Raw genomic sequence first — 11,047 nt, 5'->3', positions numbered from 1 at the left:
GGTCACCACAGCGGTGACCGGGGCCCGCCGCCATGCAGGCATGCTTGTACGACTTACTAAAAAGGCGTGGACAGTGTCAGTGGGGAGGCATAGAGTCGGCCTAGCGTTTCAAGTTAGATGAATAGGCGTGGAGGTCTGGGTGTGTTCGTGACGACCGGTCAAGCCGGGACGGCGCTGGGGTGCTCGATTCCGACGGTGAAGAAGCTGATGGCCACCGGTGTGGTCCCGGGCGTGCGCGATGTCGGCCGGCAGGTGTTCCCGCTGGCCGCGCTCCAGCAGTTGCAGGCCCGGCCCGCCGCCGACCTGGCCGTGCTCGGTGCGGCCGAGGTGGCGGTGCTGCGCTCGGACGCCCCGGCGAAGGTGGACGAGCCGGAGCGGGAGTGGATCGGCTTCGGCACCGGGTTGGACGAGGCGCAGCTGCTGGCCGCGCTGTCGGGCTGGTGGCGGTGCGACCCGGCCCGGGTCGCGGCCGGCGGAGTGCTGCCGGTGACGGTGGCCGGGTTCGTTGTCGCGGTGCTGACCGGCCTCACCGAGTGGGAGTCCGACGGCACCGTCGGCACCGCAGGGCGCTACCGCTTCCCGAAGGCGCGGCTGGCCGGCTACCTGACCGACCTCACCGCCCCCGCCAACGCCGCCACCCCCACCGACCCTGAGGACGCGCGCCTGGCGGGCCTGCTGCTCGGCACCCGCCTTCCGTCGGTGTCCGGCGGCCCGATCGCCTACGTCACCACCACGACCACCACCGACCAGCCCGACACGGAGGGGGAGTAAGCCTGATGGACCGTAAGTCGTACACCGCGAAGGTCGCCGAGCTGCGCCCGCTGCGCGAGGAGATCGGCAAGGCCGAGAAGACGGTCGCGGCCGCGCAGGCCGCGCTCGACAAGCTCAACCAGCAGCGTGCCCGCCGGATCACCGAACTCGCGGGGTACGAGGGCGCGAAGGCCGACGCCATCGCGAAGGCCTCGGGCCTGTCGATCGGAGACGTCGTGCGGATCGCTCCGCTGCTGGACCCGACCCCGGCCGCCGTCCGCGCCGCCAAGGTCGAGGACCAGGCCGCCGCCGCGTCCGTCCCGGCGCCCGTGGCGGAGCCCGCGCCGGTCGCTGAGCCCGCCGTCGCGGTGGCCCCGGCACTCACCCGCCCCGCCGCCGTACTCGAGCAGCCGGTCCCGGCGGCCTCGGTCGAGGTCGAGGACCAGGCCGTCGCCGAGCAGCCCACTCCAGCCGCTCCCGCCGCCGCTGCGCCGGTCGTCCCGGCCGCCTCGGTCGCTGCCGCGCCGCGTCCGGTGGTCGAGGCCGGGCCGCGCGAGCTGCCCACTCTCCCCGAGGGCCCGGCCGGTGCGCGGTTCGAGGCCGTGACGACCGGCCTGGTCTCCAAGCGCCCGAACTTTGTCCAGCAGGCCCGCAGCACGGTGTTCCTGGACGCCGCGACCGGAGACCTCGCGGTCCGCGACCGCGTGGTCCGGCTCGACCTCGGTGCCCGTACCCCGGGCGAGATCCTGGACGCCGTCCTCCAGGCCGCGCCGGGCACCGAGCGGGTCTACGTCACCGCCGGCGCCCCGTGGCACGACGGCGCCGAGCGGTACTCCACCCTCAAGGACGCGGTCGCGGCCTGGCTGAACACGCCCTCGGAGCGGTGGACGACCGCCGTCGGGTCCGGCCGGGACAAGCTCGCCGGCCACTTCGTCCACCAGCGCCAGCCTGTCGGCCGCTACGCACCGGCCGCCGCGCCGGACAGCGGGACCACCGAGATCCGGAGCATGGGGGAGTGGTTCGACCCGGACGGCGCCGACGTCGTCACCTGCCGGGACGCCTTCCGGTTGCTGTGGCAGGCGCTGCGCCGTCACTGGGACGACGCCGTGCTCATGGGTTCCCCGAGCCAGACGGGTCGGGACCTGTGGTCGCGGACCATCCCGACCACGGGCAAGTGGGCCGGGGGTTACCCGGTGCTGTCGGAGGAGCTGCGGGGCCTGCTGCACGCCACCGGTGGGCAGGGCCGCACCGAGCTGATCCTGCCGCCGCGGGTGCCGGAGCAGCTTCCGGCGCTGGTGGAGTACGACCGGACCTTCGCCTACGCGAAGCATCTGTGGAAGTCGCCGGTCGGCACCCCGCGCCGCATTACCGCGGCCGCGTTCGCGGCGATGACCGAGCAGGAGCAGACCAAGGCGCTGATGTCCTGCTCGCACTGGAATGTGAGCGTGACCGTCCCGGCCGGGTGGACCCACGTCGGCCTGCTCCCGGCCCCGGTGACCGGTGACCGGGCCTGGGTGTACCCGTCCGAGCCGGGCACCACGTTCACCACGTGGGCGGGCGGCGCGGAGGTCCACCTGGCGCTGTCCAACCACCTGATGTCGTGGAAGGTCGAGATCCTCGGCGGCCTGCTGTTCGAGGACGGCAAGCCGCTGGACGAGTGGGGCAAGCGCCTCAAGGCTGCGTGGGCGGACCTGACCAACCTCTCCAAGTTGCACGGCGACGAGCGGCAGCGCACCGCCGCCTACCTCGCCAGCCGTGCCGTTCGGTCGGTGCTGCTGTTCGGCCTCGGCGGGTTCGCCCAGCGCCCGCGTCTGGTCTCCGGCACGACCCCGGTCGGCGAGGCGCTCCCTGCCGGGGTCGAGATCCTCGGGCAGGACAGCGAGGTGGTGACGTGGCAGCGGCAGGCCGGGTTCTCCCGCGACCCGTACGCGCACCCGGAGTGGGCCGCCTACGTCTGGTCCGGGGCGCGGGCGGCGCTGCTGGACATGAAGTACCGGCAGGGCAAGGAGGTCATCGGCTACGCCGGGGCGCTGCACGCGAAGCCCGGCACGGTCGTGTACTTCGGTACGGACGGCATCGCGCTGACGGAGCGCCAGCCCTGGCCGTACCGGGGCGAGCCGGGTGACTACCTCCTCAAGGGCCACCTGACAGGTCCAGTGCCGCACCCGACCAGCCAGGAGCAGTACCTCAAGCTGCGCGGCCTGGGCCGCGCCGAACTCGCCGCGAAGGGGGATGAGCAGTGAGCCCGGCCGACCCGAACCAGCCGAACGAGGCCGCGCGCCTGACCCAGGAGCTGATCGACCAGGGCTACACCAAGCGCCAGGTCGCGAAGATGCTCGGCCGCGACGCGAGCCTGGTGTCGCAGTTCTTCACCAAGGGCAAGGGCACGGCCTTCGTGAACGCGCTACGCCAGGTCGTCCGCGCGGTGCGCGGCGGCGAGCGCGATGAGGAGGCGCTGTCCGGGATCGCGGAGGCGAACACCACCCGGCGCCGCACGAAGACGGGGCAGAAGGCGAGGGTGCGGGGCAAGGACGTCGTCGGCGAGGCGGGCGGGTCGATGGCCGGCCGGGCCGGGAAGGCGGCCATCAAGTCCGGCGCCTCGCACCTCGCGCCTGTGGTGCACGAGACCGGGCGGGCCGGCGGCCGCTTGGCGTTCACGGTCCGGATGAAGGCCAACCAGTACGTCTACTCGGTCGGGTCGGAGCAGGACTCCGGCGGCATCCGGCGCGGGTTCATCCCCCGCTCCGACGGGACCGAGGAGCGCACCTACGGCTCCGCCTCGACGGGCGGCTTCGACGCCGCCGAGTGGTCCCAGCGGGTCGCCGATCACCACGGCGACGTGACCGAGGCGATGCGGGCCTGGCTGGTGGAGACCGGCCGCGCCGTCGAGGACGCAGACATTGCGTATCTGGAGGTCAGGGGCTGGATCCCCGAGTAGGACCGATGCGGCCTCTCCCCATCCATGACCTGGCCCCGGGGAGAGGCCGTCCGTCCCTGACCCTTCCACAGCACCGACTGCCCCGCCCCGCCGTCTCAGCATCCGAAGGAGAAGCACCGCCGTGGAGACCACCACCGCCACCGAGGCCGACGTGCCGGCCGTGTTCCGGGCCGAGGCCGGGCAGCCGGTTCCGGCGCAGCCGTCCGCGGCGCTCAACCCGCTGCCGCTGCACTGGTTCCAGAAGGACGCCGTCGCCGCCGCGGTGCGCGAGGTGAAGGACGGCGGCCGGGCCACGGTGGTCGCGGCGACCGGCTCCGGCAAGACGCTGATCGCCGTCGGCTGCGCCCGGCGTCTGGCGGCGAAGGGCCGGGTGCTGGTGCTGGTGCCGACGATCGAGCTGCTGGAGCAGACCGCGGAGGCCTGGTCCCTGCGGGGCGGCCGTCGGGGGCTGGCGGTGGCGGCGTGTTCGCGGGAGGAGGCGCTGGAGAGCGCGGAGGCCGGCGGCCGGATCCAGGCCCAGGTGACCACCTCCGCCGCCCGGATCGCCGACCTGGTTGCCTCCGCGAAGGCGGGCGAGCCGGTCACTGTGTACGCCACCTACGCCTCGCTGGAGCGGATCGTCCAGGCCCATCGGCTGTGCGGCCTCCCGATGTGGGACCTCGTGGTGATCGACGAGGCCCACCGGACCGCCGGCGCGGAGGGCAAGGCGTGGGCGGCCGTCCACGACGACGCCCAAGTCCCGGCGAAGCGCCGGCTGTACTTCACCGCCACCCCGCGGATCGCCGACGACCGGCGCGCGAAGGACGGCCTGGCCGACCTCGCCGACGCCGACGGCGCCGAGAAGCTGCCCGCGCTCTGTTCCATGACGGACACCCGGATCTACGGCAAGACCTGTTTCACCTGGACGCTCGGACAGGGGATCGAGCACGGCTACCTCGCCGACTACCGCGTGCTCGTGCCGGTGGTCACGGACGAGGATCTGCGCGAACTGCTCCGCCTGCCGGCCGTCGCCGACCTGCGCTCCCAGCGCTCGAACGAGGAGCTGCTGCGCCTGGCCCTGCAGATCGCGGTGCTGCGCGCGATTGCCGACCTCGACCTGCGCCGGGTCATCACCTTCCACTCCCGGGTCAGCGGGGCGCGTGAGTTCGCGAACACCCTGCTGGAGACCTCGGAGCTGCTGAAGGACGCGGACCGCCCGGAGCGGCTGACGGCACTCGCCGTGGCCGGCACCGACAGGCTCAAAGACCGCCGAGCCGCGTTCGCCACCTTCAAGGCCTCCACCGGCGAGGACGGCGAGCAGTGCTGCATCATCTGCAACTCGCGCCTGCTGAACGAGGGCATCGACGTGGCCGCCGTGGACGCCATCTGCTTCGCCGACCCCAAGAGCTCGGTCATCGACATCGTCCAGGCCGTCGGCCGGGCGCTGCGCCAGTCCTACCGGCAGGGCAAGGTCAGCTGGGTCATCATCCCGGTCTACCTCCCCTCGCCCGAGGTGGGCGACGACACGGCGGCTGCCGACCCGTCCGAGGTCCACGACGCCGGCGAGGCCGTGAAGGCCGAGGCCGACGCCGAGATCGAGGCCTCCTCCTTCCGCACGATCTGGCGTGTCCTGCGGGCCCTGGCGGCGCACGACGCCCGGGTGGTCGGCCGGATCACCGAGCTGCGCAGCAAGCGCGCCCAGCACACCGCACACACCACCGCGGCCAAGCCGGCCGAGGGCGAGGCCGCCGAGGCCGGGGCGAGCGAGCAGCCGGCGCCAGTGGAATCGCCGATTGAGTGGCTGAAGATCAACGCCCGGCACCACGCGGCGCAGATTCTGCAGACAGTGAAGCTGCGGGCGTTCAACCCGCGCGCGGTCGAGTGGCAGCGGATGCACGCCGTCGCGGCGGTCTTCCACCTCCAGCACGGCCACCTCGACCCCGCCGACCGCGAGAAGCACACGGAGCTGATCTCCTGGCTCACCCGCCAGCGCCACCTGGGCGGCCAGGGCCTGCTCGACGCCGCCCGGGTCAGCGAGCTGGACGCGCTCGGCATGATCTGGTCGAAGAACGCCAACGCCTGGGAACGCGGCTACGCCTATGCCGCCGCGTTCCACCACCAGCAGGGCCACCTCGCGATCCCGGCGACCGCGAAGCTCGACGACTACGCGGTGGGCGCCTGGATGCGCCGCCAGCGCAAGGCCGACAACCTCACCACCGACCAGGTGGCCAAGCTCGACGCCCTCGACGAGCTGTGGCGCCTGGAGCCGGACTGGAACCGCTCCTACCGCCGCCTGCTCGCCTACCTCGCCGCTGGCGGCACGCTCGACGGCCCCGCGAACCGCACCGGCCTTGGCGACGACCCGGCCTTCCGGCCCGGCACGTGGCTGCGCAAGCAGGACAAGGCCCGCACTGAGGGCAAGCTGACCGACCACCAGACCGCGCTCATGGACGCGCTCACCCGGCACGCCGAGACTGTCACAGGCTGACCCGCCCCGCGCCCGCCGTCTGCACCTGCGCCGTCCAGGCCGGGACGGCCGCCCGTACCTCGCTCCTGCGCAGGTGCACGAGCCAGCCTCGGACAGCCACATAGATCCCATCAGACGGCATCATGACGTCACCAGGTAAGAGCCGCGTTCGCGGCCAGGTGGGGCGTGGCGATCACTAGAGCCGCTCGACACGCCGGTTTGGCCGTGGCCCGTGTCGTAGCCACGGGTGCGCAGTTTCGACGATCCCGTCGACGCCACACCGCAGAGGACCTTTTTCACCAGAGACCTCTCGCCCGACCCGGGCGTGACAGACAAAGCGTCCGGTTTCCGTTCATCTGCCCAGTGCGATGAGGCGCACCGGTTCGTTGAGCCGCTCAAGGGCTTGGTCGAAGCCGTCGAAGCCGTCGGGATTATCCGTGGTGAAGTCGGTCTCGTCCGAGAAGAGGGCCGTGAAGGCCTGCCAGACTGCGGCATAACGGGTGCAGATCGGATCGACGGTGATGCTGGAGAGAGCCGCCAACCCGGAGGAGTCGCAGGCGTCGACTTCCTGGCGCAGCTGGATGCTGCGGCTGATCGGCGACAATCGTGCCCCTTCCTTCACCTGGCCATGAAGTTCCTGAAGTTCGGTGTCGAGGAGGCGCGGAAGGCGCCACAACTGGTCGCGGGTCTTAACCGGTTCCGTCCACGCCTTATCCGATTGGTTCATGCGGGAGGTGACGAGTTCGTCGAACTCGGAGACGGCTGCTGATAGTTCTATGCGCGACTGGAGTGCGGCGTCAGCGGCGTTCTGGACTGCCTCGACGAGCTTCCTGCGGTTGAACCAGGTTCGTGCCTCAGCCGCAGAGACGGTGTCGACGCGGTTCCACACCTGCTGCTCCTTGGCGAACCACTCGTGGACGGTGTGCAGGTTGGCAGGGGCCTGCGCGCTTCGGCGATGCCAGACCCGCTCCATCACCCCGCCGATCTCTTTGAGGAGTTCCCGGTCGTAGGCCGTCATCTCGACATCGGTCGGTGTGGTGGCCTTGGCCTCCCGGCCCTCCCGCCCTTCCGGTGCGGCTTTTTCCTCGTAGCTGGGGAGGTCGGGCAGCGGGTGCGGGAATACTTCCCGTCCGAAGCGGGTGAAGCTGTTTGTCTGCCGTAGTTCGGTTAGGTCCGGGTCGTCGAACAGAAGCCACGTCCGCCGAACCCTTGTGTAGCCACTCTCGGCTCTCCGTGTGGCCTCCTTCAGCTCGTGGCAGGCCAGGTCGGCGAGCGTCTGACGGTCCTCCGGCTTGCAGGTTCTCATCGCCACCGCGTAAGCGCAGGCCGCGTTGTAGTAGCCCTGCCATTCCCTGAACCCGTAGCGCTTCGCCCTGCGCACGGCCCTCTTCAGGTCACCCACATCGCGCGCCTCCACCACCCACTTCTCCGCTCGCCTGGCGGCTTCGTCGACGCCGTTGCGCCAGCGCAGTACTGCCTGGGTGGGCAGAATCTGGACCCCACGGGGGACGGGGGCCTTTCGCCATGCCTGGGCCAGTCGCAGTGGTGCCCACACGTCCCGGTTGATCCGCAGCGCGGATCGAGTGAGGGAGGTCTCGTCGTGGCGGAAGCGCCGGAAGAGCCGTCCGATCGGGTAGTCCTCGGTCAGTCGGCACATCTCCAGGGCGGATGCCCGTTGGAAGATCAGCGCGACCATTGCGCGCTGACTCTCGTCGGTGGACTTGACCGTGAGCTTCTCCTCCAGCCATTTCTTTAGCTCGTCATCCGTCGACTTGTCGGGGCACAGGTCGCGCACTGCACGCCAGTACCGCTCGACTAGAGCTGGTCTGAGAGTCTTCCGGATCCGCTCACGGGCCACTGTCCGTGCCTGCGAGGGGGCCTCGGTCTTGCACCACTGGGTGGCCGTCAGTTCCGACGTGCCGAGGACGACGGCGAGCCGGTAGCGAGCTTGCAGCGCTCCGGGCTGCCCCCACAGGAACCGCTGGTAGTAGATCCGGCGCCAGCTCCAGGGCCCTGCCCACAGCCGCTTGATGTCCTTGACGCTGCCCTGCCGGCCGATCGCAAGTGCTCCGTGATAGGTCTCCAGCGCGTCGAGGTACAGGCCCAGCTTCTCCTGGGTGGCACCGATCTGGTTGCGCAGGTGCATATTGCCCGGATCGCTGCGGACGGCCCGGTAGTAGCTTTCCAGCGCGCCGTCGAAGTTGCGTTCCTGGCTGTGTTCCCGCGCCTGCTGGTAGTCGGCGAACAGGGCGGGTGGAAGATTGCGGCCGCGCCAGTCGCGCCACGGCGCTTTCCGGCCGGCGCGGGTCACCGGCAGGAGCGCTGCCACCACCCAGTAGCCGGCCTTGCGTGTCGCCTGATCCCAGCTCGGTTCCCAGAAGGTCTCGGCCCGGCTGCCCCGCATTGCGTACGAGGTGAGGGTTACTGTGAGCCCGAAGCGGGGGCTCTCGTCGCGGATTGTAAGAACACCGCTGACCCGGTAGGCGATTCGGGGCCGCAAGCGGCTGGTCAGACTCAGCAGGCTCGTTGGCAGGTTCTTGGGGTCGAGGCTGACGTCACCGAGGAGGTCCAGGAAGTTGTCGGCTGGGGTCTCGGCTGGAAGATTGGTCGGTGCGTACAGCTCGGTCTCCGACAGTTGCTTGCGGAACTGAGCAGTCAGGCCGTCCACTGGAGGCTTGGACTGTTCGTCCGGCATAGCAGCAACCAAGGTCTGGACGTCAACCGGGCCCGGCTTGTACGCACTGTGAGCGATCATCGCCCGGCGCCATGCCCACAGGAGCAGCAGCAGCACGACCAGCCAACCGCATCGGATCCCCCACACCTCGGGGCTGTTCCCGCCGGCCACCAGCCACCCGAGCCCTCCGGCTAACTGCGCGAGGAAGCGTGACAACCCCTGGACCCAGCCCGGCGAGCCCTTCGAGACCGCCCAAGCGTGATGGCTGCTCCCGATCCACCACAGCGACGCGAACAAGGCTGCTGCCAGCACGAGGGTCGAGACATCCCAGGGTGCTCGGTGCGGGTAGGGAAGTGACGAGCGATCCGCTCTGCTGAGCCATCCGCGACGGGGAAACATAGCTGGTCTCCCTCCGACAGGAGTCCCGGATAACTCCAGCTTTGCACCCTTGCTCAGGGGAGCAACTCGGTCACCACCTCAGCCACGCGGGCCGTACCGTTTGGGCAGGTCACGCTGCTGCACGCCCGCCTTGGGTATCTCCCCGACTCGGCGGGCGGGATCGGATCGGTCACCGACTGGGCGACTGAGGTCGAGTTCCTGCTGCCCGGCGGGCGGCGCAAGGTGCGCCCGGACGGTGTGTGGCAGGCCCCGGAGATCGGGGTGCCGGTGCGCGCCCGGTAGAGGATCCCGTTGATCACCCGTCGATGGCCGGCCCACCGGCCCGCCCTGCCGCTCGTCTCCGGCAGGTGCGGCTTCAGCCGCTCGCACTCGTCCCTGCTCAGGTCTCCCGCCCTATGACCAGTACAACGAGCTGCGACGGTCACAAGGTCCGCCGTACCGAACCTAGCCCGTTGGGGGTTTCGGGATCCTCGGGTCGAAGGGCGCGGTGCCGAGGGGCGGGGCCGCCGGAGGGTTCGGGGCGCTCCGAGGGCCCGGAAGGTGTCCTCCGGTGCGCGGAGCGGCTCAGGAGCAGCTTGCGGACCGTCTCGCCGACACCGGCGGCCAGGGCCGCCGCACCCACGATGATTATCGGGATCACCAGGACGTTCCGGTGCTCGCGTGCATCGGGGCACTCCACTGGCTCCGGCGTGCTGGTGATGGTCATGCCGTTCAGGGGTTCCGCAGGCCGTTGGCCACCCGGAGGAGCTCGGAGGGCGAGAGCGCCGCGTGGGGTGAGTCGATGCTCACCACGGTGAAGGTGCTGACGCCGTCGGACCAGGTGAGGGCGCGTTCGGAATCCGTGTCGCACACGAGGGATGCGCTGTGGCCGTTGACGGACATCGGTGGACCGGCCTGGGTGCCCGGTGCCGGGTCGTTGGTGCCGGCTGCGGGGAGGTTTTGGGTGATGCTCAGCGCGGGTTTGCCGACGGTCGCGTAGTAGCGAGTCCAGGAGGGCACGGTGTCGCTGCGGTTGTACGGGTTGGGAGTCCAGGGTCCGGCCACGGAGCCGAAGACCTGTGGGACGTCCGATATCGCGGTGAAGCCCGGGGGGAGGTAGCCGACGTCGGCGAGCCGGGCGGCGGGGAACGGGACGAAGGGCTTTCCCGTGTTGGCCTCCGACAGCTGTCTGGTCCCCAGAGGGGCGTGGAGTGTGAGACTGACCAGACGGCCGGCTGAGGGGCACTCGTGGGTCTGGTCCACGTTGCGCCCGGTCTTCAGATCTGCGGCGACCGTCTGCGGCGTCTCGCGCGCAAACAGCCGCGGTTCGGCCTCCTGGCACGGTGCCCACATGACCGGTGTTGTGAGGGTGCGGCCGTCGGCGCTGAGGAGCACCTGGCTGAACAGCCCCGCGTCAGCTCCGGGCTCGCGGTCCGCGTAGCGCACCACTGCGGACAGAGCAGCCAGGACGACGACGGCGCCCACGACGAGGAGGGCCTTGCGGCGCCCCGGTGATGGCATTCGACCACTCCACGTTCGACGGCACGGCCTGTCCTGTTCGACCCGATGCCACCACAGTTCCAGCGCTTTCGCGGTGGCCCGCCCTCCGGCGAGCGACCGTGACACTGTTGGGCATTGGGCGCGTCGGAGGATAGTACACACGTCCCCGTGGAGCGCCCGGCGCAGGTGTGCCGGGGCGAGGGGAAGGCGTTCGGTGCCGCGGTCGACCGTCCCCCGTGGACGTTGCGCCCGATGGTGTGCACGCCCGCAATGCCGTTGCTTTAGCTGTCAGTCACGGCGAAGGCCGGCACGGATCGACGTGCCGACAGGTGATGTTCAGCTGCCTGGGCCGCAGATGGCA

The 11,047-nt window shown here is 70.7% G+C and carries 6 protein-coding genes; 4 read left to right on the top strand and 2 right to left on the bottom strand.

The window, feature by feature from the left end; translation table 11 throughout:
• Nucleotides 1-147: 147 nt before the first annotated feature.
• The 4 genes from ACFWIS_RS39640 (at nt 148) to ACFWIS_RS39625 (ending at nt 6,155) form a co-directional block, all read left to right on the top strand.
• Nucleotides 148-771 (top strand): DNA-binding protein, encoded by a 624-nt coding sequence (locus tag ACFWIS_RS39640; protein ID WP_380454389.1) that lies wholly within the window; start codon nt 148-150, stop codon nt 769-771.
• A 5-nt stretch (nt 772-776) separates the two neighbouring features.
• Nucleotides 777-2,993 (top strand): hypothetical protein, encoded by a 2,217-nt coding sequence (locus ACFWIS_RS39635; protein WP_380454391.1) that lies wholly within the window; start codon nt 777-779, stop codon nt 2,991-2,993.
• Entirely contained in the window at nt 2,990-3,688 is a 699-nt protein-coding gene (locus tag ACFWIS_RS39630; protein ID WP_380454392.1) for a helix-turn-helix domain containing protein, read from the top strand. Before ACFWIS_RS39635 ends, ACFWIS_RS39630 begins: the two co-directional genes overlap by 4 nt.
• Nucleotides 3,689-3,809: 121 nt before the next feature.
• A complete protein-coding gene (locus tag ACFWIS_RS39625; RefSeq protein WP_380454393.1) occupies nt 3,810-6,155 on the top strand; it encodes a Helicase associated domain protein in 2,346 nt (781 codons plus the stop codon).
• A 331-nt stretch (nt 6,156-6,486) separates the two neighbouring features.
• Here ACFWIS_RS39625 and ACFWIS_RS39620 read toward each other — a convergent pair whose 3' ends face one another.
• Together ACFWIS_RS39620 and ACFWIS_RS39615 are read right to left on the bottom strand one after the other, a co-directional pair.
• Nucleotides 6,487-9,120 (bottom strand): hypothetical protein, encoded by a 2,634-nt coding sequence (locus ACFWIS_RS39620; RefSeq protein ID WP_380454394.1) that lies wholly within the window; start codon nt 9,118-9,120, stop codon nt 6,487-6,489.
• A 798-nt stretch (nt 9,121-9,918) separates the two neighbouring features.
• On the bottom strand, nt 9,919-10,707 hold the full coding sequence (locus tag ACFWIS_RS39615; RefSeq protein ID WP_380454395.1) for a hypothetical protein: 789 nt from the start codon (nt 10,705-10,707) through the stop codon (nt 9,919-9,921).
• Between the last annotated feature and the right edge of the window lie 340 nt (nt 10,708-11,047).

The organism is Kitasatospora sp. NPDC127060, assembly GCF_042724935.1.
Taxonomy (GTDB): Bacteria; Actinomycetota; Actinomycetes; order Streptomycetales; family Streptomycetaceae; genus Kitasatospora.
Note: the sequence above shows the minus strand (reverse complement) of the source record. Positions and strands in the feature narration are given on the sequence as shown.

Excerpts from the sequence above, each read along its gene's own strand:
- ACFWIS_RS39615 (WP_380454395.1), bottom strand. The coding sequence starts at position 10,707 with ATGCCATCACCGGGGCGCCGCAAGGCCCTCCTCGTCGTGGGCGCCGTC.
- ACFWIS_RS39635 (WP_380454391.1), top strand. The coding sequence starts at position 777 with ATGGACCGTAAGTCGTACACCGCGAAGGTCGCCGAGCTGCGCCCGCTG.